At 69.4% G+C, this 19,871-nt stretch carries 22 protein-coding genes; 6 read left to right on the top strand and 16 right to left on the bottom strand.

The window, feature by feature from the left end; all coding sequences use genetic code 11:
• Positions 1-2: 2 nt before the first annotated feature.
• The 5 genes from AB2385_RS08735 to AB2385_RS08715 are packed head-to-tail and all read right to left on the bottom strand — an operon-like array spanning position 3 to position 4,927.
• Complete coding sequence (locus AB2385_RS08735; protein ID WP_367654576.1) at positions 3-1,277, bottom strand: CpaF family protein; 1,275 nt, start codon at positions 1,275-1,277, stop codon at positions 3-5.
• Positions 1,278-2,078, bottom strand: a complete 801-nt coding sequence (locus tag AB2385_RS08730) for a CpaE family protein (protein ID WP_367654575.1) — start codon at positions 2,076-2,078, stop codon at positions 1,278-1,280. It abuts the gene before it with no gap.
• A gap of 3 nt (positions 2,079-2,081) precedes the next feature.
• The gene (cpaB, locus tag AB2385_RS08725) at positions 2,082-2,939 is read right to left on the bottom strand and encodes a Flp pilus assembly protein CpaB (protein ID WP_367654574.1); all 858 of its coding nucleotides are present in this window, start codon (positions 2,937-2,939) and stop codon (positions 2,082-2,084) included.
• A 16-nt stretch (positions 2,940-2,955) separates the two neighbouring features.
• On the bottom strand, positions 2,956-4,443 hold the full coding sequence (locus tag AB2385_RS08720; protein ID WP_367654573.1) for a hypothetical protein: 1,488 nt from the start codon (positions 4,441-4,443) through the stop codon (positions 2,956-2,958).
• On the bottom strand, positions 4,412-4,927 hold the full coding sequence (locus AB2385_RS08715) for a hypothetical protein (RefSeq protein ID WP_367654571.1): 516 nt from the start codon (positions 4,925-4,927) through the stop codon (positions 4,412-4,414). The genes AB2385_RS08720 and AB2385_RS08715 overlap by 32 nt, the downstream gene beginning before the upstream one ends.
• 175 nt (positions 4,928-5,102) lie before the next feature.
• Here AB2385_RS08715 and AB2385_RS08710 point away from each other — a divergent pair, with 175 nt between their 5' ends.
• From AB2385_RS08710 to pxpB, 6 genes are all read left to right on the top strand, one after another.
• The gene (locus AB2385_RS08710) at positions 5,103-6,164 is read left to right on the top strand and encodes a substrate-binding domain-containing protein (RefSeq protein ID WP_367654570.1); all 1,062 of its coding nucleotides are present in this window, start codon (positions 5,103-5,105) and stop codon (positions 6,162-6,164) included.
• 138 nt (positions 6,165-6,302) lie between these two features.
• The gene (locus tag AB2385_RS08705; protein WP_367654569.1) at positions 6,303-7,277 is read left to right on the top strand and encodes a substrate-binding domain-containing protein; all 975 of its coding nucleotides are present in this window, start codon (positions 6,303-6,305) and stop codon (positions 7,275-7,277) included.
• Positions 7,278-7,302: 25 nt separating this feature from the next.
• Positions 7,303-8,004, top strand: coding sequence for an ABC transporter permease (locus tag AB2385_RS08700; RefSeq protein ID WP_367654568.1), 702 nt, complete (start codon positions 7,303-7,305; stop codon positions 8,002-8,004).
• Positions 8,001-8,771 (top strand): ABC transporter ATP-binding protein, encoded by a 771-nt coding sequence (locus AB2385_RS08695; RefSeq protein WP_367654567.1) that lies wholly within the window; start codon positions 8,001-8,003, stop codon positions 8,769-8,771. The genes AB2385_RS08700 and AB2385_RS08695 overlap by 4 nt, the downstream gene beginning before the upstream one ends.
• A gap of 47 nt (positions 8,772-8,818) precedes the next feature.
• Positions 8,819-9,334: a signal peptidase I gene (gene lepB, locus AB2385_RS08690; RefSeq protein WP_367654566.1), complete on the top strand. Its 516-nt coding sequence runs from the start codon at positions 8,819-8,821 to the stop codon at positions 9,332-9,334.
• A gap of 122 nt (positions 9,335-9,456) precedes the next feature.
• Positions 9,457-11,358, top strand: coding sequence for a 5-oxoprolinase subunit PxpB (gene pxpB / locus AB2385_RS08685; RefSeq protein ID WP_367654565.1), 1,902 nt, complete (start codon positions 9,457-9,459; stop codon positions 11,356-11,358).
• 80 nt (positions 11,359-11,438) lie between these two features.
• Here the strand turns inward: pxpB and minE are convergent, their stop codons facing one another.
• The 11 genes from minE to AB2385_RS08630 all read right to left on the bottom strand — a co-directional run bounded on the left by minE (position 11,439) and on the right by AB2385_RS08630 (position 19,870).
• Positions 11,439-11,711, bottom strand: coding sequence for a cell division topological specificity factor MinE (gene minE / locus AB2385_RS08680; RefSeq protein ID WP_367654564.1), 273 nt, complete (start codon positions 11,709-11,711; stop codon positions 11,439-11,441).
• 15 nt (positions 11,712-11,726) lie between these two features.
• Positions 11,727-12,533, bottom strand: coding sequence for a septum site-determining protein MinD (gene minD, locus AB2385_RS08675; protein WP_367654563.1), 807 nt, complete (start codon positions 12,531-12,533; stop codon positions 11,727-11,729).
• Positions 12,533-13,219, bottom strand: coding sequence for a septum site-determining protein MinC (minC, locus tag AB2385_RS08670; protein WP_367654562.1), 687 nt, complete (start codon positions 13,217-13,219; stop codon positions 12,533-12,535). Before minC ends, minD begins: the two co-directional genes overlap by 1 nt.
• 146 nt (positions 13,220-13,365) lie before the next feature.
• The gene (mreD, locus tag AB2385_RS08665; RefSeq protein ID WP_367654561.1) at positions 13,366-13,881 is read right to left on the bottom strand and encodes a rod shape-determining protein MreD; all 516 of its coding nucleotides are present in this window, start codon (positions 13,879-13,881) and stop codon (positions 13,366-13,368) included.
• On the bottom strand, positions 13,878-14,723 hold the full coding sequence (gene mreC / locus AB2385_RS08660) for a rod shape-determining protein MreC (protein ID WP_367654560.1): 846 nt from the start codon (positions 14,721-14,723) through the stop codon (positions 13,878-13,880). The genes mreD and mreC overlap by 4 nt, the downstream gene beginning before the upstream one ends.
• 40 nt (positions 14,724-14,763) lie before the next feature.
• On the bottom strand, positions 14,764-15,783 hold the full coding sequence (locus AB2385_RS08655) for a rod shape-determining protein (protein WP_367654559.1): 1,020 nt from the start codon (positions 15,781-15,783) through the stop codon (positions 14,764-14,766).
• A gap of 48 nt (positions 15,784-15,831) precedes the next feature.
• Positions 15,832-16,536 (bottom strand): DNA repair protein RadC, encoded by a 705-nt coding sequence (gene radC, locus AB2385_RS08650; RefSeq protein ID WP_367654558.1) that lies wholly within the window; start codon positions 16,534-16,536, stop codon positions 15,832-15,834.
• On the bottom strand, positions 16,466-17,134 hold the full coding sequence (locus AB2385_RS08645; protein WP_367654557.1) for a nucleoside triphosphate pyrophosphatase: 669 nt from the start codon (positions 17,132-17,134) through the stop codon (positions 16,466-16,468). The genes radC and AB2385_RS08645 overlap by 71 nt, the downstream gene beginning before the upstream one ends.
• A gap of 19 nt (positions 17,135-17,153) precedes the next feature.
• Positions 17,154-17,387, bottom strand: coding sequence for a DUF4321 domain-containing protein (locus AB2385_RS08640; RefSeq protein ID WP_367654556.1), 234 nt, complete (start codon positions 17,385-17,387; stop codon positions 17,154-17,156).
• 212 nt (positions 17,388-17,599) lie between these two features.
• Positions 17,600-18,445 carry an SPOR domain-containing protein gene (locus AB2385_RS08635; protein ID WP_367654555.1) on the bottom strand — a complete coding sequence of 282 codons (846 nt, stop codon included), beginning with the start codon at positions 18,443-18,445 and terminating at the stop codon, positions 17,600-17,602.
• Positions 18,446-18,583: 138 nt separating this feature from the next.
• The gene (locus AB2385_RS08630; RefSeq protein ID WP_367654554.1) at positions 18,584-19,870 is read right to left on the bottom strand and encodes a folylpolyglutamate synthase/dihydrofolate synthase family protein; all 1,287 of its coding nucleotides are present in this window, start codon (positions 19,868-19,870) and stop codon (positions 18,584-18,586) included.
• Between the last annotated feature and the right edge of the window lies 1 nt (position 19,871).

Genomic DNA, 19,871 nt, shown 5'->3' with positions numbered 1-19,871 from the left:
GGCTACCCCTCCTCCCACAGGTAGCGGCGCACCACCCGCTCGGGCTGGAGGCCCGTCGGCTCGAGCCGGTCGGCCCGCGGGTTCCAGACGAACAGCGGCCGCAGCCGGTAGGCGTCGTCCTCGGTCAGGCCGACCTCGGCAATCTCCACCACCCGGCGCTGGCCCGAGCGCAGGCGGGCGCAGTGAACCACGAGCTCGAACGCGGAGGCGATCTGCTGGCGGATCGCCCGGATGGGCAGCCCGCTGTCCGCCATGAGCACCATGGTCTCGAGGCGTGCGAGGCCGTCCTGCGCACTGTTGGCGTGGAGCGTGGAGAAGCTGCCGTCGTGGCCCGTGTTACAGGCCTGGACCATGTCCAGCGCCTCCGGCCCCCGCACCTCCCCCACGATGATGCGGTCGGGGCGGAGGCGGAGCGACGTGCGCACCAGGTCACGGATGGTGATCGCACCCTGACCCTCGGCGTTCCCGCTGCGGGTCTCGTAACGCAGCACGTGCGGCTGCTGCAGCTGCAACTCGGCCGCGTCCTCAATGGTGATCACCCGCTCCTCAGGGGGGATGAAGGCCGAGAGGGCGCCCAGTACCGTCGTCTTGCCGCTTGAGGTGCTGCCCGTCACCAGGAGGTTGCAACGGGCCCGCACCGCACGCCGCAGGAAGTCGACCGCCTCCGGCGTCAGGGTGCCGTTCTCCACCAGCGCCTGCCATCCCAGCATCCGCGGGTTGAACTTGCGAATGGCGATGGCGCAGCCGTCCAGCGCCGGTGGGGAGAGCGTGGCACAGACACGGCTGCCGTCGGCCAGGCGGGCGTCGAGGATGGGATGGCGCTCGTCGATGCGCCGGCGGATGGGCTGTGCGATGCGCTCGGCCAGGTGGCGCACGGCCTGATCGCTCTCGAAAGCCAGCCCGTCGACCCGCTCAAGCCGGCCCTGCCGCTCCACCCAGATGTCGTCGTGGCGGTTGACCAGGATCTCCGTGACCTCGGGGTCGTCTATGAGCGGCTGGAGGATGCCAAACCCGACCAGGTCCTGCACCAGCCGTGTCACCATGGTGTCCCGCACGGCAGCGGGGACGGACCCCTCCTGCTCCAGGATGGTCGCGATCCGCTCCCTGGCCAGCAGCCGGAGCGAACTGTCCGACGGCCGGAGGAGCAGGTCGCCGCTGATCTCCTGCAGGAGCCGGTCGCGCACGTAGTCCCGCAGCCGCTCATACTGCACCTGTGCCGCCGGGTCACGTACCAGTGCGGCGCCGACGCGCCGCTGCAACAGCGTGCGGCTGCCCATTTATGCCCCCTCCCTGCCGGCGATGGGGAAGAAGCGGGTGAGGAACCGGGCTCCCTGGGCAGGCACCGTCGGGCGCGCCTCCTCGCCGGTCTCCACGATGCCCCTGAGCAGGGCCGCCACCGCCCCGCCCACGGGAGAGGTCGGGCCGACTGCCGCCTGGAGGTCCCCGCGGCTTACGGCCTGCGCCGCCTGCCGGCTGGACGGCACTGCACCCAGCACGGGGAAGGGACTGAGCTCGCGGATGTCGTCGACGGTGATCTCCCGGCTCTCCACCGCGCGGTTCACCACCACCCGGAACTTGCTGGCCGGCAGCTTCAGGAAGTCCAGCTCTCTGGCCACCCGTTTGAGCGGGGTCAGCGCGAGCAGGTCGGGGGTGACAGGCAGCATGATCCAGTCGGCCAGGTCGAGGGCCACCAGGGTGGAATCCCTGAGCCCGCAGGGCAGGTCCACCACCACGTGGAACCCGGCCCCGGCCAGCGACGAGATGGCGGCCTCCATCGCGTCGCCGGAGAGCACGGCCTCGTCGATGAAACGGGTCGGACCCGGCAGGAGGAAGAGACGGCTGGTCCAGCGGACCAGGTGCCTCTCCGCTTCCTCCGCCTCCACGCGGCCCGGCCACGATCCGATGTTGGGCAGTCCGGGCGCCTGGAAGAGGGTGACCAGGTCGGGGTTGTCGGCGTTGCCGTCAATGATGACCGTGCGCTGGCGCTCGCTCATCCGCAGTGCGACCGCCACCGAGAGGAGCGTCTTGCCCACTCCGCCCTTCGGGCTCCAGAAGGCGATCACCATGCCCCGCGCCATGCTTCACTCCCCCCCAACTAGGCCCGCGATGGGAGCGGCCAGGTCAGCCGGGTTGCCCAGGACCTGGGATCCGGCCGCATCCCCGGATACCTCGGGGCGGGATGCGCCGATCTGCTGCCCGGCTCCCTCCCCGTTCTGACCGATCCCATATCGCTCGAAAAACACCTGCCGGTCGACGCCGGTGGTAGCTGCCGGTGCCACGTCCGAGCCGTACGGACCGGTCAGGAGCCAGATTTTTCCATTCGCCTGGGCGAAGGCGATCTCCTCGGCCGTCTGCGGCGTGACCTGCAAGACCACCGCGGCGGGCCCGCCCATGTCGTCACGCCGCACGTACAGCACCGGCACTCGGTGAGCGATGATCCGGGCCCACGTGCCCTGGGGCGTCCGGCCGAGGCCGGGCCCCGCAGACTCGGCCACGTCCGCGTGGATGGCCACCAGGATGTCCACCGGGTCGCCCTCCCGCAGCGTGCCGGCCACGCCGGTGGCCTCGTCCACCTGCAGCGCCATCGCCCGGACGTCCGGCGACGAGGCTGCTGCGAGGCGGGCAGCGAGGTTCGAGCCGCCGCCGGGAACCAGGTGCCCCTCACGCAGGATCGTGCCCGGCACGAGCAGCGCACGGGTGTAGCGACCCGCGAGCGCCGCAGGGTCGGTGATGGCGTCGGGCGGGACGGCATCCCGCGGCACAAGCGCCGTGCGCACCGCCTGCTCCCCGATGGCCGTGTACGGCTGCACCTCGGTGGCCACGGTGAGTACCTCCACCCGCTCCTGCTGCATCTCAAGGAACCGCAGGTTGAACCAGGCGGCCAGCAGAGCGCAGACGAAGGCTCCGGCCAGGGCGAGGCGCCCCACGTTTCCCCGCATCTCTCTCCCTCCCCGGTTAACGGTTCAGCCAGCCCAGAAGCGAGCCAGCCGGGCCCTGTCGCGACCCTGCCGACACCACGCCGGCCACCGCCGGCGCCACCACAGCCAGGAGATCCTCCACGGCCCGCCTGAGCGGCCCCGCTTCCTTTTCCGACAGCCGGGTTACCGGCAGCCCCTGGCCGGAAGCGTGGAGTGCGGCCTCGGGGCTGAGGGGCACCACGGCGCTGACCGGCATCCCGAAACACTCGGCCACCTCCGCCTGCGTCAGGTGCGGGCTGTCCAGCCACCGGCTCAGGATCAGCCTGCACCGGCTCCGGTTCAGCCACCCCTCTTCCACCGCCGCTTCGAAGGTGCGCGCCGTGTCGAGCACGTCGGGGTAGTCGCTGGTCACGGTGACCAACACCAGATGCGCCAGGCGGGCAGCCGTGTCGCGAATGGGCCCCGGCCGGGCTTCGGGGTCGAGAATGATACAATCGAAGTGATTGCGAAGCCCGTCCACCAGCCAGGCGATAGCCTCCGGCGTGAGGTGGGCCACCAGGTCGGCCCGGCCGTCGGGACCGCTGACCATGGCCCAGTTGTCGGCGATCCACCGCAGGGCGTCAGGAGGCGGTGGCTGCCCCTCCGCGAGGGCTTCCGCCAGCTGGAGCCAGCTGCTCACCTCCTGCTCCCGCCTGAGCAACGGAGCCAAGGAGGAGTTGTAGGGATTCAGATCGACCGTGCAGACCCGCACGTCTCCGCACCGGACGAGGAGGTCGGCCAGGGCCACGGCGAGGGTGGACCGCCCGCCGCCGGGCTTGCCGCCCCAGAACGTGATCACCTGCTGGCGCAGCACGCGGATGACCGGCCTCGGGGTGGGTGGGGCCAGCCGCTCGGGCCGAACCGCGGACGGCGGTCTCCGAACCGCCGCTGCGGAGGGAGCGGGCGCCTGCAGAGGCTGCAGCGTTGGCACCGGCCCCGGCTTGCTGACAGGCCCCCTTCCCCCCGCCGGTGGCGGCACCGGCCGGATCACGCGCCCGCCAGGCGGTGCCGCCGCGTCCGGTCCGTGTGGCCGGAACGGCGGAGCGCCCTGCGCAGCGGGGACTGGCTCCGCTCGGTCAGGAGGCTGCCTGTTGGAGGCCGGCTCCTGCGGCGGCGGTGGCAGCGGCGGCGTTCGCCGGGCCGTTTCGGCTGCAGCGGGTGTGGCCGGCTGCCGGGGCCGGCGAACCCAGGCGTCGATCAGCTGGGGTGTGAGCCTTTCGGCCCGTATCACTTCCACCCCCGCAGGTGGCTCGGGGCCCGGCCCCTCGGCGAGCCAGCAGATACGAACTCCCTGCACCTGCAGCAAGGGGGTGATGTCCCCCAGGGCGGGGCTGACGAAGACCAGTGCGGGGTTCCGGGCCTCCACTTCGGGCACGGCATCCACCGCCCGCTCGCAGTGGGTCTGCGTCAGGCGGAAGCTGCTGCACTCGCTCAGCAGCCGGTCCAGCAGCGGGTCACCCGTGCACGCCAGCGCTGCGAGGCTCATGCGCTGCCCTCCCCTCGCCCAGCAGTCGGGCCAGCCACTGTCGCGCCCCGCCCTGCTCGGCCCGGGGCTCCTGCCGCTTGAGGAAGACCAGGCCGGTCCGCCCCCCGAAGGGCTGCGCACCGGCGATCAGCGACGGGCCGATCAGCCCCCTCCCGGCCAACTGCGCGTCCAGTGCCCGGGCCACCTCCTCGGGATCGGCTTCGGGAGATGGGTCGATGACCACCGACTTTCCGGCCCAGGCGGCCAGTCCCTCCATGGCCCGCAGCAGCTCCGGCGAGCGGACGTGGCGGTGGCAGAGTTGCCGCTCGTCCAGCAGCGGAAAGAGCAGTTCGTACCCCTCAACCAGTGATTCCGGGCCCAGCGCCACATAGAGGCGGGCTGCCTGAGGGAATGCATCCCCGTAGGTGACGATGCGCCAGGCGCGCGTCCAGATGACGGCGCCGTCGCGGGGGTTCGGCGGGTTCCATGTGGGAGACGGAGACATTGTATCTTCCTCCCATGTCACCCAGTTATTTCCTGCCCCTATTCTACCAGCCCCTGCCCGGCCGCGCAAGTGGGGTGTGGCAATTGTCCTTGCAGAAAAGTTCGCAAACAGCCTTGTTCCTGACAGGAATTATCGTTTCGGGGCTCGAATGGTAGACAACGAGAGAGGTGAGACCATGCCCGCCGACTATCGCAGGCTGCTCTCCCGTGAGGATCAATTTGACCGCCTCTGCGCCCTGCTCTCCGCCGTGGCCGAGCTCGGCTCGCTCCGCCGGGCCACCGAGGCGCTGGGCGTCTCGTACCGGCACGCGTGGGGCCTGATCCGCCGGGCGGAGGAGGAAATCGGCACCCCGCTCCTGATTCGAAAGGTGGGCGGTGCGGCCGGCGGCGGCGCCGAGCTGACCCAGGCCGCCCGGGATCTTCTGCGCCGTCATCGGCTGCTGACCCGGGAGGCTGAGTCGATCCTCGGTCCCGGCCCCGGCGTTCCGCCCGAAAACCGGCCCCTGCTCATGTCGTCGACCATCGGCCCGGTGGAGGTGGGCCTGGTCGACGCGCTGGTCTCCGCCTACCGTGCGGAGACCGGGGAGTGGGTGCGGTACATCGCGTCCGGCAGCGGACAGGCCCTGGACATGGCCCGGGCAGGAAGGGTCGACCTGGTGCTGGTGCACGCGCCGAACCTGGAGGAGCAGTTCCTGGCGGATGGCTTCGGCACCCGGCGGTACCCGCTCGCCGTGGACGCCTTCGTGATCTGCGGACCGGCCGACGACCCCGCGGCGGTGGCCAGTGCGGGGTCGGCCGCCGAGGCGATGCGCCGCATTGCGGCCGGCGGCTTCCGATTCGTGAGCCGGAACGACCGGTCCGGCACGCACGTGCGCGAACTCGCCCTCTGGGAGGCCGCCGGGGTAACGCCTGCCGCGCCCTGGTACGAGCCGTGGCCCCTGGGCGGCCAGGGCAGCATCGCCACGCTGCGCCACGCGGCGTCCACCGGCGCCTACACCCTCGTGGACACCGCCACCCTCACGCTGGCCTGCCCCGAGGGCTACGCCGGCCTCTTCCGCGATGACCCGCTGCTGGTCAACCGCTTCAACCTGATCCCCGTCAACTCCGAGGTCTTCCCCGCCGTCAACTACGAGGGCGCCCGCCGCTTCTGCGAGTGGGCCACCGGGCCGGCCGGGCGGGCGATCGTGGCATCCTTTGGAGCCGAAAAGTATGGCGCCCCCCTGTTTCAGGTGCCATAGCGTTAGATAGGAAGCCGGATTGCCAACCCTCAAACTGGTGCGCTATGCTAAGACTGAACATAACGGCGGCCCGCGAGGCCGCCATGCTTCCGCCGCCGTTATGCACACGCAGGCAGATCGCGAGTAGGAGGGGCTTCAATGATGAAGTGGTTCCAACGGTTCGTGGTACTGGCCGCCATCACGGCCCTGGTGGGCGGGTGCGGCGGCGCACAGCAGCAGAGCCAGCAGCCCGAGACCCAGCAGGCTGCGCAGGAGCAGACGCAGCAGACCCCGTCAACCGAGACATCGTCTGAACCCGAAACGGCGGCTGAACCCCAGCAGCCGGCTGCGCCGGAGAACCCCGAGCTGATCCTGGCCACTACCACCTCGACCGTGGACACCGGCCTGCTGGACGTACTGGTCCCGATGTTCGAGGAGAGGACCGGCTACAGCGTCAAGGCCGTCGCGGTGGGCACCGGCCAGGCCCTGAAGCTGGGTGAGAACGGCGAGGCCGACGTGCTCCTGGTGCACGCTCCCGAGTCCGAGATTCCGCTGGTGGAGAGCGGCGTCGTCGTCAACCGCCAGCTGGTGATGCATAACGACTTCGTCATCATCGGCCCTGCTGACGACCCGGCCGGCGTGAAGAGCGCCACCACGGCCGCCGAGGGCCTGAAGAAGATCGCCGACGCCGGCGCCACCTTCATCTCCCGCGGCGACGACTCGGGCACCGACAAGAAGGAGAAGGCCCTCTGGAAGGAGGCCGGCGTCGATCCCAAGGGCCAGGAGTGGTACCAGGAGACCGGCCAGGGCATGGGCGCCACGATCACGGTGGCCAACGAGAAGATGGCCTACACGCTGAGCGACCGGGGCACCTACCTCGCCCAGAAGAAGAACATTGACCTGGAGATCGTGCTGGAAGGCGACGCGCCGCTCCTGAACATCTACCACGTCATGCAGGTCAACCCCGAGAAGTACCCGATGGTCAATGGCGATGGCGCCAAGGCGTTCGTGGAGTTCATGGTGTCCGACGAGGTTCAGGAGATCATCCGGACTTACGGCGTTGACCAGTACGGCGAGCCGCTCTTCTTCCCGGACGCCGGCAAGGCTGAGGAAGAACTCACCGGCGGAAACTAGGCTTACAGGAAAGTAGGGATTCCGCATGGAGATGATCGGACAGGGCATCGTTGCTGCGCTCAAGATGCTTTCGTCCGGCGATGCGGAACTGGTGCGCGTAACACTGCTGACGCTCAGGGTCGCCGGTACGGCGACCCTGCTCAGCGTTTTGGTGGGGATTCCCCTGGGCGTGCTGCTGGCGCTGGTCCGCTTCCCGGGGCGCAACTTCGTCATCAGCCTGGTGAACATGGGCATGGGCACGCCGCCCGTGGTCGCCGGCCTGGTGGTCTCGATCCTGCTCTGGCGCTCCGGTCCGCTCGGCCGGCTCCGGCTGATCTACACCCCCACCGCGATGATCATCGCCCAGTTCATCATCGCCCTGCCTCTGGTGACCGGCTTCACGCTGGCCGGCATCGGCCAGCTCAATCCGAAGCTTCAGGACCAGATCACGGCCCTGGGTGCCTCCCGCTGGCAGCTCTTCTGGCTGCTCATCCGCGAGGCCAGGCTCTCGCTGCTGGCCGCGGTGATCGGCGGGTTCGGCGGCGTCATCTCCGAGGTCGGCGCCTCCACCATGGTGGGCGGCAACATCCTCGGCAAGACGCGTGTGCTCACGACGGCTACGGTGATGGAGGTCAGCAAGGGCAACTTCGACACCGCCATCGCGCTCTCGATCATCCTCATGCTGCTCATCTGGCTCGTCACGTACGCTCTCACCAGGCTCCAGCAAGGAGGGGCGCGGGTGCGATGACGCCGCTGCTTGAAGTGACCAACCTCAAGGTGGTGCGGGGTGGCCGCGTGGTCGTGGACATCCCCCACCTCTCGATCGCCCCCGGCGAGGTACTGGCGGTGGTCGGGCCCAACGGCTCCGGCAAGTCGAGCCTGCTGCACGCCCTGGCCCTGCTGCACCCGGCCTCTTTCGGCTCCTACCGCTGGGAGGGCCGGCAGGTGGCGCTGCCCCAGGAGGCGCTCGCCCTGCGGCGGCAGATGGGCGTGGTCTTCCAGGAATCGCTGCTCCTGGCGGGCACGGTGCTGCAGAACGTGGAACTCGGGCTGCGCCTCCGGGGCGTGCCGGCTGTACGGCGCCGCCAGATCGCCATGGAGATGCTCGAGCAACTGCGCATCCCCCACCTGGCGAACCGCTCCTCCCGCCAGCTCTCGGGCGGCGAGGCCCAGCGCGTCTCCATCGCCCGGGCCCTCGCCACCTCCCCGCGCCTGCTCTACCTGGACGAGCCGATGGCCTCCCTGGACGTACTGGCCCGGTCGCACCTCCTCAAGGACCTGCGGCGCATCCTCACGGCATCCGGCACGGCGGCGTTCTTCGTGACGCACGACTTCACCGAAATTCCGCCGCTGGCCGACCGGGTGGCCGTGCTGGCCGAAGGCAAGATGCTCCAGATCGGCACGCCGGCCGAGGTGTTCAACGCGCCGGCCACACCGCTGGTGCGCGATCTGGTGCAGGTGGCGCACGATCTGGTGAGCACGCTGAATCCGCGGGGCAGGCAGGAGGCGGAGTGATCCGGGTGGAATTGAAGAGGGACGCACAGGATCAGGAGGCAACCGGATTGGCCGAAAGATGGCGTCCCTGGCTCGGCTTGCTCAAAGACGTCTTGTACGGCGTCCTGCTCTGGCTGCTGATCATCACCTTTGTGGGGCAGGTACGGGAGGTTCCGACCGGCTCGATGGAGCCCACCATCCTGGTGGGCGACCGGTTCTGGACCGACAAGCTCTTCCTGCGCTTCGGCACGATCTCCCGGGGTGACATCGTCGTCTTTGACCCGCCCTTTCCTACCTCGTACCCCTACATCAAGCGGGTGATCGGCCTGCCGGGAGAGACCGTGGAGGTGCGGGACGGAAAGGTCTTCATCAACGGCGAGCCGCTGGACGAGCCCTACATCGCGGAGGCCCCGCGGTACACCTACGGGCCAGTCGAGATCCCGGCCGACCAGTACTTCGTGCTCGGCGACAACCGCAACCTGTCCAACGACAGCCACGAGTGGGGGCTGCTGAGCCGTGACCGCATCATCGCCCGGGCCGTCTACCGCATCTGGCCGCTGAGCCGGATCGGCCCCATACAGTGAGCGAGACCCCCTCTTCCACACGGGAGAGGGGGCCTCTGGTCAATGCGGTTCCGTGCCGGGCCGCCCCTCGCGCCCCGGCGGAGATGTCTCCTGGTGGAACACACTAGCTGAAGGTGATGGTTGTGGACGGCCTCCGAATCGTTCCCTGCGGCGACCGCGCGCTCCTATGCTACCTGGGCGACACCCTGGACGATGCCACGTCCAGGCGTGTGCATGCGCTCGCCCGGGCCCTCACCGGCATCCACCCGGCGGTGGTCGAGGTGACGCCCGGGTGCCACGCCGTGATGGTGGAGTACGACCCGGTTCGCATCCGTCTGGAACAGCTGCTGGGCCTGGTGGCGGACGCCGCCCGGGAGAGCGCGGCCACCCCCGGGGCCGGGGGACGCGAGGTCATGATCCCGGTGGTGTACGGCGGCGCCTACGGCCCCGACCTCGCGGCGGTGGCCGCCCACACGGGCCTGACCCCGGAGGAGGTGATCGCCCGGCACGCGGGCGGCACGTACCGCGTCTACTGCCTCGGGTTCGGCCCCGGCTTCCCCTGCCTGGGCGAGCTGGACCCGGCACTGGCGACGCCGCGGCTGGAGACCCCCCGCCCACGGGTTCCGGCGGGCTCCATCGGCATCGGCGGGGCCCTGACGGGCATCTACCCCGTCGCCTCACCCGGCGGCCAGCGGCTGATCGGGCGCACACCCCTCCGGCTCTTTGACCCGGGCCGCACGCCGCCCGCCTGGCTGGAGCCGGGCGACCGGGTGCGCTTCGTGCCCGTCCGGCCCGACGCCTTTGACGACGCAGAGCGGGAACCTGAGCAGGCCCGTCCCGCGTCGCCCGCCTTCGTTCCCGGCCGCACCGGACTGCGGGTGCTGCGGCCGGGACTGCACACCACCCTCCAGGACCTGGGCCGCCGGGGCTACACGGCCTTCGGCGTTCCGGTGGCCGGGGCTGCCGACCCGCAGTCCCTGATGATCGGCAACTGGCTGCTGGGCAACCGCGCCCGCACGGCGGCGCTGGAGATCACCCTCGCCGGCCCGGAGGTGGAGTTCACCGGCCCGGCCGCGTTCGCACTCACGGGGGCGCCGATCCCCGCGGAACTCCTTCCCGCCGGCGGCGGACCGGCGCGGCCGGTGCCGGGCTGGACCTCGGTGCTGGCCGCAGCCGGCGACCGGCTGCGGCTGGGGACGGTGACGGCCGGCTGCCGGGCCTACCTCTGCGTGGCGGGCGGGTTCGATCTCCCGCCGGTCCTGGGCAGCCTCTCGGAGGATCTCTTCGGCCGCATCGGCCCCCTCGGCCGCCCGCTCCAGGCGGGAGACTGGCTGCCCCTGGGGCTGCCGCTCCACCCGCCGGCCGACCTGGCCGGGCGCAGCCTGCCCCCGGACGCCATCCCCCCGTTCGAAGGGAAGGCGCTGGTCCGGGTGACGGTGGGGCCGCAGGCGGACCGGTTCCCCGAGGAGGCCCTCTCCTGCCTCTTCAGCGCCACGTTCCGGGTCGGTGTGCGCGCCGACCGGCAGGGGCTCTGGCTGGAAGGGCCGACACTGCCGGCGGCGGACGCCGGAGAGATGCTCACCGAGCCGATCCCGCCGGGCGCCGTGCAGGTGATGCCCGACGGCCGGGCGATCCTGCTGCTCAGCAACCGGCCGACCGCGGGCGGCTACCCCAAGGTGGCCGTGGCGGTCTACACGGACCTCTGGGCCGCGGCCCAGCTGAAGCCGGGGGACAGCCTCCGCTTCGAGCGGGTGGAGACGGCCGACGGCCACGCGATCGCCTGGCAGGAGCGCCGTCGTCTGGGCCAGATCCGGCGCTTCCTGGAGCGGGGGGTGGGACTGCCGTTGCGGCCGGCTTCCGTCGCCTCGCACCCCGGACCCGATCTCGCCTCTGCGGTCCCCGCGGGCACTCCCTCATCCGCCGCGGCGGCCCAACCCGGTCTGGCCGGCGCCACCGGGCAGCCGGATGCAGCCCGGCCCCGCCGGTACCGCGTCGCCATCGACGGGATGGAGTTCCTCTGCGAGGTCGAAGAGACCGGCTCCTGATGCCTTCGGATGGTGTGGCCAGCCCAATCGCGAAGAAACCACCGGACGGAGGGTCCGGTGGTCTTGCTTTGTCGTCCCGGTCAGCGCTTCACGGCGGCCCGCTTCATACGGCGAATGGGGATGTTCGCCACGAGGGCCACCTGGTTCTCGGCCGTCTGGAGGGTGACGTCCATACCTTCTTCCTCGATTTCCATGTAGCGAGTGATGACCTCGATGAGTTCTTCCTTCAGCGTCTCGAGGAACTGCGGCGACACGTTCGTCCGGTCGTGGACGAGCACAAGGCGCAGCCGCTCCCTGGCGATGTCGGCACTCGCGTGATCACGTCCGAAGACCCGGGAAATGAGATCCAGCATGTCGCGCCCCCCCTTCTAGCTCCGGCCGAGCCCGACGATGCGCTTGAACTTGGCCCAGATCGACTCGTCCGCTTCCAGGTCCATGATTGGCACCGACTCGCCCATGAGGCGGCGGGCGATGTTCTGGAACGCCTTGCCGGCCTTGCTGTCCTTGGAGAACACGGCCGGCTCGCCCCGGTTGGTGGAGACGATGATGTGGTCGTCTTCCGGCACCACGCCCAGGAGGTCCACGGCCAGCATCTCCAGCATGTCGTCGATCTCCAGCATGTCACCGCGGGCGACCATGCGCGGGCGCACGCGGTTCACGATGAGCATGGCCGGGCTGCGGTCGCCGTCCTGTGCATCCCAGAGGCCGATGACGCGATCAGCGTCCCGCACCGACGAGACCTCGGGGTTGGCCACGATGATCGCCTTCTGCGCCCCGGCGATCGCGTTCTTGAAGCCGTCCTCAATGCCCGCCGGACAGTCGATCAGCACGAAATCGAACTCCCGCGCCAGCTGCTCGCAGAGGTCCCTCATCTGCTCCGCCGTGACATCCTTCTTCTCGCGCGTCTGCGCCGCGGCGAGCAGGTAGAGGTTCTCCACCCGCTTGTCCTTGATCAGGGCCTGCTTCAGCCGGGCGTTTCCCTCCACCACGTCCACGAGGTCATACACGATGCGGTTCTCCAGCCCCATGACCACGTCGAGGTTGCGCAGGCCGATATCGGCATCCACCAGCACGACCTTGTTCCCCTGCTGAGCCAACGCCGTGCCCAGATTCGCCGTGGTCGTCGTCTTGCCCACGCCGCCTTTGCCGGAAGTCACCACGATGACCTGTCCCATCAACGATCCTCCTTCGCGCTGACAGCCTCCAGCGCACCCACCTGGCGTCTATCCGCGGATGCCTCCACCACGATCAGCTCGCCCCGGATTCGCGCCACCTCGGGGTAGGATTGCGGCGCATCGCCATCAGGCGCCCGCCCGATGACGTCGGCGATGCGCAACTGCGTGGGTCGGAGCTTGGTTGCCGCCACGATGGCGTCCCGGTTGCCCGTGCAGCCGGCATGCGCCACCCCCCGCAGGGCCCCCATCACCACGATGTGGCCGCTGGCCACCACCACTGCGCCCGGGTTCACGTCCCCGAGGATGATGATGTCTCCGTCATGGCGAATCTCCTGCCCCGAGCGCACGGTTCTGGTGATCACCAGTGCAGATCCAGAGTGCGACTGTGCCGCCGACGGCCCGACCGGCCGGCGAAGCTCCTCTGCTGCCACCGGATCTCCCCCCTCCTTCACGGTGAGGAGCACCAGTCCTGCCCGCTGCAGGGTCTCGGCGAGCTTTTCCCGGTCTGCTGGCGAAAGCTGGCGGTTGCCGACGTGGACCGTCACCCTGCCGCCGGCGAAGAAGCGACCACTCCCGGCCAGCCGCTCGGCGAGCCGCTCGAGCACCGCGTCGAAATCCCCTTCATCCGGCAGCAGCAGCACGAGCCCGGTTCTGGTCGTACCGCGAATGGCGATCTCCTGTCGCATCCTCTCTTCACGACCCTGGCGGTAGTCTTGTCCTTTCCGTCTAGTTCGGCCCCCGGCACCGAATCTCCTCCTGCGATTTACAAATAATGTCGGAGGCGGTTACCTCCGACATTGAAAGCCCCATCCCCCGGCTCCTGCGGCAGGATTCACCGGCGCCTAAGGACGATCACGCCCCGCGGATCGGGCTTCAGGAAGGCGTAGTGGCGGTAGATTCGCCAGTAGATCAGCAGGCAGAGCAGGGTGTCGTAGATCACCGAGGTGAGCAGCTTGCTCTGGAAATCGGCAAGCGAGGCCCCCTGGATGAAGATGAGCTGAAAGAGCAGGATGATGCTCTGGCCGACCACGGAACCCGCCGAACCCCCGATCAGCGCCAGCAGCAGGTTGTCCTTGAACACGTGCGGCTCGATCAGGCCCGCCAGGAAGCCCACGATGCCCAGGGCCAGCGCGTTGCTGCCGATCAGGATGCCGATCGTCAGGTCGACCAGCAGCCCGCCGCAAAAGCCGGCCGCCAGCCCCACCGGCCAGCCGAAGAGCAGGCCCAGGCTGACGGCAGCCATCAGCACTACGTTCGGTACGACGCCCCCGACGGCCAGGTAGGGGCCGAGCACTGTCTGCACCAGGTATGCCGCAAGCACGATGCCCGCCACCGCCCAGTACCTCATGGCGCGTTCGACCCCCTGTCGCCGTCCGTGGGGGTGAGGACGACCTGGACCACTTCCAGCTGGTGCACGTCCGCCGCCGGACGGACGTAGGCGTACGTGATGAAGGAGGAGCCGCGTTCGACGCTGTCCACCCACCCGACGAACAGGTCGGCGGGCAGGACCCCTTGCCCGGAGGTGAAGACCGGCTGGCCCACCTCCACCGACGGGTCAGTGGACCAGAAGCGCATGCGGAGGTAGCCGCCTTCCACGGTTTCCAGCACGCCCATCTCCCCGTTGGGCAGCTTGGCCGCCAGGCCGAAACCGGCCTGGCCAAAGCCGGAGTCGCTGATCAGCTGCACCGTGGAGGTGTACGGCGTGGTGTACGCGACCTTCCCCACGAGCCCCTGCCAGTTGACCACCGCCATGCCCTGCCGGATGCCGTCCCGGCTGCCCTGGTCGATGGTGATGGTCTGGTACCAGTTCTGGCTCGAGCGGCTGATCACCTCGGCCGTCTTCATGGGATGGGGCGTGCGCGCCCGAAGGCCTAGCTCCGCGCGCAGCCGCTGGTTCTCTGCTTGCAGTTGGAGAACCAGCGCCCGGTCCTGGGCCATCTCCTCGACTTGCTGCCGCAGGGCGGCGTTCTCTTCGCGGAGGCGGGCGAGTTCACGGACGGAATCGGCAACGTCCCGGGCCCGGTCGCCCACCCAGTCAGTGGCGACCTGAAACGGATAGAGCAGCGTGGCGACGCCCTTCTCAATGGGGGTGAGCGTCGAACGCTCGTGCGCTGTCAAGGCCATGATAATAAAGATCACGACCAGCGTGCCCAGGGCGACGCCAAGGAGGCGCAGGTGCTTATTCGACATAGGAGACTGCTTCCCGCCCTCTTGACGGCCGGCGCGCCGGCTACGAGTTGCGCGCCACCCGCTTCAAAATATCCAGGTTGTCCAGGCACTTCCCGCAACCCTTCACGACGCAAAGCAACGGCTCGTCGGCCACGTGCACCGGCATGCCGGTCTCCTTGGAGATCAGCACGTCGAGCCCCTTGAGCAGCGCACCGCCGCCGGTCATCACGATACCCCGGTCCATGATGTCGGCCGCCAGCTCAGGCGGCGTGTTCTCCAGGGTGATCTTGATGGCGTCGAGGATGGCGGCGACCGGCTCGCTGATGGCCTTACGGATCTCTTCGGAGGTAATCCGCAGGGTTCGGGGCAGGCCCGTCACCAGATCGCGCCCGCGGATCTCCATCGACTCCTCGTCCCCCACCGGGTAGGCGGAGCCGATGGCGATCTTGATCTCCTCGCCGGTGCGCTCGCCGATGAGCAGGTTGTAGTTACGCTTTACATATTGGACGATCGCCTCGTCCAGCTCGTCGCCGGCCACCCGGATCGACTTGGCGGTGACGAGGCCGCCGAGGGAGATGATGGCCACCTCCGTGGTGCCACCGCCGATATCCACCACCATCGAGCCGGTGGGCTCGTCCACCGGCAGGCCGGCACCAATCGCCGCGGCCATCGGCTCCTCGATGACGTGCGCCTCCCGGGCGCCGGCCTGCAGCGCCGCGTCTTGCACGGCCCGCCGCTCCACGCCGGTCACGCCGGAGGGAATCGAGATGATGATGCGGGGACGGAACGGTGCCCTGCGGCTGGAGGCCTTGTTAATGAAGTACTTCAGCATCGTCTGCGTCGTGTCGAAGTCGGCGATGACGCCGTCTTTCATGGGCCGGATGGCGACGATGTTGCCCGGCGTGCGACCCAGCATCTGCTTGGCCTCCAGGCCCACCGCCAGCGGGGTCTTCCGGTCGCGGTCCACCGCCACCACAGACGGCTCGTCGATCAGAATGCCGCGGCCTTTGACGTAGACGAGGGTATTCGCGGTACCGAGGTCAATCCCAACGTCGCGTGCGAAAAACTGCAAAAAGGACACCGCACTGTTCCCCTTTCTTCTGCGAGCGGCAAACTGAAAACCAGCCGGTTATCCGGTCAGAAGGCCCCGCTCACGAAAACTGATGTACCGCCCCTTGCCCACCACCACGTGATCCAGCACCTCGATGCCGATGACCCGCCCCGCCTGGACCAACCGGCGGGTGATCTCCCGGTCCTCCCGGCTGGGCGTCGGGTCGCCGCTGGGGTGGTTGTGGGCGAGGATCACCGCGTGGGCGCTCCTGCGAATCGCAGCCTTGAAGACCTCGCGGGGGTGCACCAGCGAGGCCGTGAGCGTCCCTTCCGAAACACATTCGACGGCGATGACGTGGTTCTTGGCGGTCAGCAGGATCACATGGAATTCTTCCCGGGTGAGGTGTGCCAGCCGGGGGGCGAGGTACTCGTAGACCGCCCTCGGATTGGAGAGCTCCACCTGCCGGATGGGCGCCGCCGCGGCCCGCAGGCCGAGGTGCAGCCCCGCCAGGATCGTGCAGACCTTGGCCGGGCCGAGTCCCTTCACCAGCTCCTTCTTGTCCACGTCCCGCAGATGCAGCAGGGCCCGCAGCCCGCCGCCCGGGTCTTTCGCCTCACAATGATGCAGTAAATCCCGGGCGACTTCAATGACGGATTGCCCTCTGGAACCCGTTCCTAGCAAAATCGCCAGGAGTTCCACGTCCGACAGCTGCTCAGGCCCCAGGCGCAGCAGCCGCTCCCGCGGCCGATCCGCCTCGGGCAGCCTTTTCAGGGACGCAGTCACCGGTCCATGCTCTCCCTTCCGCGGGCTCTCCCGAGAAGATGGGATGGCCGAACTGCGACAGCATCTGGACGGTGCGGTAGAGGGGAAGCCCGACCACGTTGTAGTAGTCGCCGGAGATGGCCGTGATCAGCGCAGCGGCCCGGCCCTGAATGCCGTAGGCGCCGGCCTTGTCCATGGGCTCTCCGGTCGCGACATACCATTCAATCTGCTCCCGGGTGAGGGGAGCAAAGCGGACGACGGTCTCCTCGTGGGCCACCAGCTCGCGCCCGCCCTTCACCACCGCCACGCCGGTAAACACCTGGTGGCTGCGGCCGGACAGCCGCTCCAGCATGCGCACCGCCTCTGCCCTGTCCGCCGGCTTGCCCAGCACCTCACCCTCGAGGACGACAATGGTATCCGCTGCCAGCACCAGCTCGCCCGGGTGCCGCGGGGCCACCGCCCGCGCCTTGCGCAGGGCCAGTTGCTCCACGAACTGCCCCGGCGGGAGCGGTTCCGAGATGTGCTCGTCCACGGCCGGGACATCGACGACGAAGGGGATGCCCACCTGGCGGAGCAGCTCCTGCCGGCGCGGCGAAGACGAAGCCAGGACGATCAGCATCGAAGAACACCTCGATCCGTCACCGCAGGGCCAGCCACAGCGCGAGGACCAGCCCCGCTGCGCCGGCTATCGTTAGCTTGAACGAAATCCCGAAGGTCACCCGTAGGAAATTCAGGTCAAGCGTCGCCGGGTCCATTCCCAGCTGGAGATGGTAGTTCAGGAAGGGGATGTGATCGGCCAGGGCCGCGCCCAGAAGCTGCCCGACCACCGCGCCGATGACGGCCCACATGAAGGCCAACCAGCCGCGACTCACGGTCCTGCCCCCTTTTGGCCGCAAAGCTCATCATATGACGGATATCAAACAGGCAAAGTTTCGGGGTTTCGCTGCTAGAATCCTCCGTGCGGCCGCGGGCCTGTCACCAGAATAGCACACGCGTCCCGAATTGGCAATCTCTTCCATAGAGGAGGGGCACTGGTGCCCGCGAAAAAAGGGGGATCATCCCATGGCGATGATCCCCCTCCGCATCACTGGCCGGAGGCTTCCTCGGCGTAGAAGTTATGGTACTGCTCCAGAAGCGTCACGTAGCCGGTCATGGCCCGCTGGAACTCCTCGCTGCCGGGCGGGGCCGCGGCCGCCACCTCGATGTCGGCGGCATTCACCGTGGCCACGTCGGCCATCCCCAGGAAGCGGGTGACCGCGGGATTCTCCTCGCCGGCCGCCAGTCGGGTGGCCACCCGGCGCATCTCCTCGCCCAGGGTGACCAGCACGCCGCCATCGGTCGGCTCACCGGCCGCACGCTTGGCAAACCAGGCGCCGGCCTCGTACAGGTAGTTGTTTAGGGCGTCGAGACCCATCTGGAGGTCGGGGTTGACCGAGCCGGTCATCGCCATCACCGCATCCGGCGCGTAGGCGACCTCCATAGCCACGGTGAAGGAGTTGGGGGCAGTGCCGGCCTCCGCCAGCATGGCCTGGGCCTCGGTGGCCTCCTCACCCGACATGAACGGCCCGACGTAGACCTTGACCAGGCCCTGCGCGTTCCGCTGGGTCGTCGCGGCCACCACGTTCTGCCGGGCGAGCTCCTGCACGAAGCTGCGGGCGGCCCCCTCGGACCGGAAGGCACCGACCTGCACGAAGTGAACCTGGAACGTCTTGGGCGTCAGATTCACCGGCGCCGGCGACTTGGGCAGGTTGGTCACTTCCTCCATCCCCGGCACCGGTTCAGTGGCGGCCTGCCTCTCCTCGCCCAGGAGGTTCCCCAGGACGCCGCCGAGCTGCCAGGCACCCACCACGGCCAGCACGACGGCCAGGATAAACACGCCGCCCCACCGGTCATTCGCTTTCTTCTGCACGGATCGCCCAAACCGATGCATGGTGTCCCCTCCCGCTTGGGTGGTTCGCCCGCCGGTGGAGCTTACGGTTCGGGGCGGCCCATGGTGTCGGCCCCTGACCGCTCGCCTGTGCGGGTCGTTTCCCCACCATGCCTATGCGGGGGGGAAAGCTTGTATAACCTACCGCCGGACAAGAATCCGCCGGACGGGTCCGATCACGTAGAAAGAGCCGGTGACGAGCAGAAGGTCGTCGGGCCCGGCGGCCGCCAGAGCGGACGCGAGCGCCTCGGGGAGTGCGGCAATGGCCCGGGCAGGCCGGCCCTGTGCGGCGCAGACCGCGGCCAGGTCGGAAGCCGGCAGGGCGCGGGGGCTCTCGGGCGTGGTCGCCCAGACCTGTTCCGCCAGCGGCAGCAGGGGCGCCACCACGTCGGCCACGTCCTTGTCGGCCAGGACGCCCAGGAACAGGTGAAGGTGCCGGCTCGGGAAGATCTCCCGCACCGCCCGGGCGAGGGCAGCGGCCTTGGCCGGGTTGTGCGCCCCGTCCAGCAGCACCTGCGGTCCCTGATCCGGCTGGATCAGCTCCATCCGCCCGGGCCACTCGACCGTGGCAAACCCCTGCCGGATGGCCGCCTCATCCACGCCAAGCAGCTCCAGAATCCGCAGGGCGACAGCGGCGTTGGCGGCCTGGTGGGCCCCCAGCAGGCGGAGCCTGATGCCGCCATACCACCCGCGGCCTCCCCGCAGGTCCACCTCCTGGCCCTCGGGACCGGCCGCCACGACCCGGCTGTCTGCGGGCAGCACCCGGATGAGCGGGGCGCCCTGTTCCCGCGCCACCCGCTCGATCACCGCGAGGGCGCCGGGGTGATCGGTGGCGGTGACGCAGGGTACGCCGGGCCGGATCACGCCGGCCTTGTCCCAGGCGATCTGCTCATGGGTGTCGCCCAGCCACCGGGTATGGTCGAGGCCCACGTTGGTGATCGCCGTGACGGCGACCTGCCCCACCGCCGTGGTGGCATCAAACCTTCCGCCCATTCCCGCCTCGAGCACCAGGTCGTCCACGCCCTGCTCGGCAAACCAGGCCAGCGCCAGCGCGGTGATCGCCTCGAACTCGGTGGGCGGCTCCAGCCCCGCATTCACCATGGCTTTCACGTGCCCGGCCACGGCTGCACCCAGCCGGCCCACATCCTCCGCGCCAATCTCGCGCCGGTTCACCTGCATGCGCTCCGTGAACCGCTCCAGCGGCGGGGAGGTGAAGAGCCCCACCCGGCGCCCGGCAGCCCGGAGGCCGGCCTCGACCATGGCCGCGACCGAACCCTTGCCGCTGGTGCCCGTGATGTGCACCACCCGGCCGACCCGGCGGTCGGGGCGGCCCAGCCGCTCGAGCAGGGCCGCCGTCCGCTCCAGTCCGGGCTTCATGCCAAAGCGCCGGAGCCCCTCGAGAAAGGCCATGGCCTCCCCGTAGGTCATC

It is taken from the genome of Symbiobacterium sp. (assembly GCF_040797425.1).
Lineage (GTDB): Bacteria > Bacillota > Sulfobacillia > Symbiobacteriales > Symbiobacteriaceae > Symbiobacterium.
This window is presented reverse-complemented; position numbering and strand designations above follow the sequence as displayed.

Bases quoted from the DNA above. Each gene is read 5' to 3' on its own strand.
- AB2385_RS08735 (WP_367654576.1), bottom strand. From the start codon at position 1,277: ATGGGCAGCCGCACGCTGTTGCAGCGGCGCGTCGGCGCCGCACTGGTA.
- AB2385_RS08730 (WP_367654575.1), bottom strand. From the start codon at position 2,078: ATGGCGCGGGGCATGGTGATCGCCTTCTGGAGCCCGAAGGGCGGAGTG.
- cpaB (WP_367654574.1), bottom strand. From the start codon at position 2,939: ATGCGGGGAAACGTGGGGCGCCTCGCCCTGGCCGGAGCCTTCGTCTGC.
- AB2385_RS08720 (WP_367654573.1), bottom strand. From the start codon at position 4,443: ATGAGCCTCGCAGCGCTGGCGTGCACGGGTGACCCGCTGCTGGACCGG.
- AB2385_RS08715 (WP_367654571.1), bottom strand. From the start codon at position 4,927: ATGTCTCCGTCTCCCACATGGAACCCGCCGAACCCCCGCGACGGCGCC.
- AB2385_RS08710 (WP_367654570.1), top strand. From the start codon at position 5,103: ATGCCCGCCGACTATCGCAGGCTGCTCTCCCGTGAGGATCAATTTGAC.
- AB2385_RS08705 (WP_367654569.1), top strand. From the start codon at position 6,303: ATGATGAAGTGGTTCCAACGGTTCGTGGTACTGGCCGCCATCACGGCC.
- AB2385_RS08700 (WP_367654568.1), top strand. From the start codon at position 7,303: ATGGAGATGATCGGACAGGGCATCGTTGCTGCGCTCAAGATGCTTTCG.
- AB2385_RS08695 (WP_367654567.1), top strand. From the start codon at position 8,001: ATGACGCCGCTGCTTGAAGTGACCAACCTCAAGGTGGTGCGGGGTGGC.
- minE (WP_367654564.1), bottom strand. From the start codon at position 11,711: ATGCTGGATCTCATTTCCCGGGTCTTCGGACGTGATCACGCGAGTGCC.
- minD (WP_367654563.1), bottom strand. From the start codon at position 12,533: ATGGGACAGGTCATCGTGGTGACTTCCGGCAAAGGCGGCGTGGGCAAG.
- minC (WP_367654562.1), bottom strand. From the start codon at position 13,219: ATGCGACAGGAGATCGCCATTCGCGGTACGACCAGAACCGGGCTCGTG.
- mreD (WP_367654561.1), bottom strand. From the start codon at position 13,881: ATGAGGTACTGGGCGGTGGCGGGCATCGTGCTTGCGGCATACCTGGTG.
- mreC (WP_367654560.1), bottom strand. From the start codon at position 14,723: ATGTCGAATAAGCACCTGCGCCTCCTTGGCGTCGCCCTGGGCACGCTG.
- AB2385_RS08645 (WP_367654557.1), bottom strand. From the start codon at position 17,134: ATGCTGATCGTCCTGGCTTCGTCTTCGCCGCGCCGGCAGGAGCTGCTC.
- AB2385_RS08635 (WP_367654555.1), bottom strand. From the start codon at position 18,445: ATGCATCGGTTTGGGCGATCCGTGCAGAAGAAAGCGAATGACCGGTGG.
- AB2385_RS08630 (WP_367654554.1), bottom strand. From the start codon at position 19,870: ATGACCTACGGGGAGGCCATGGCCTTTCTCGAGGGGCTCCGGCGCTTT.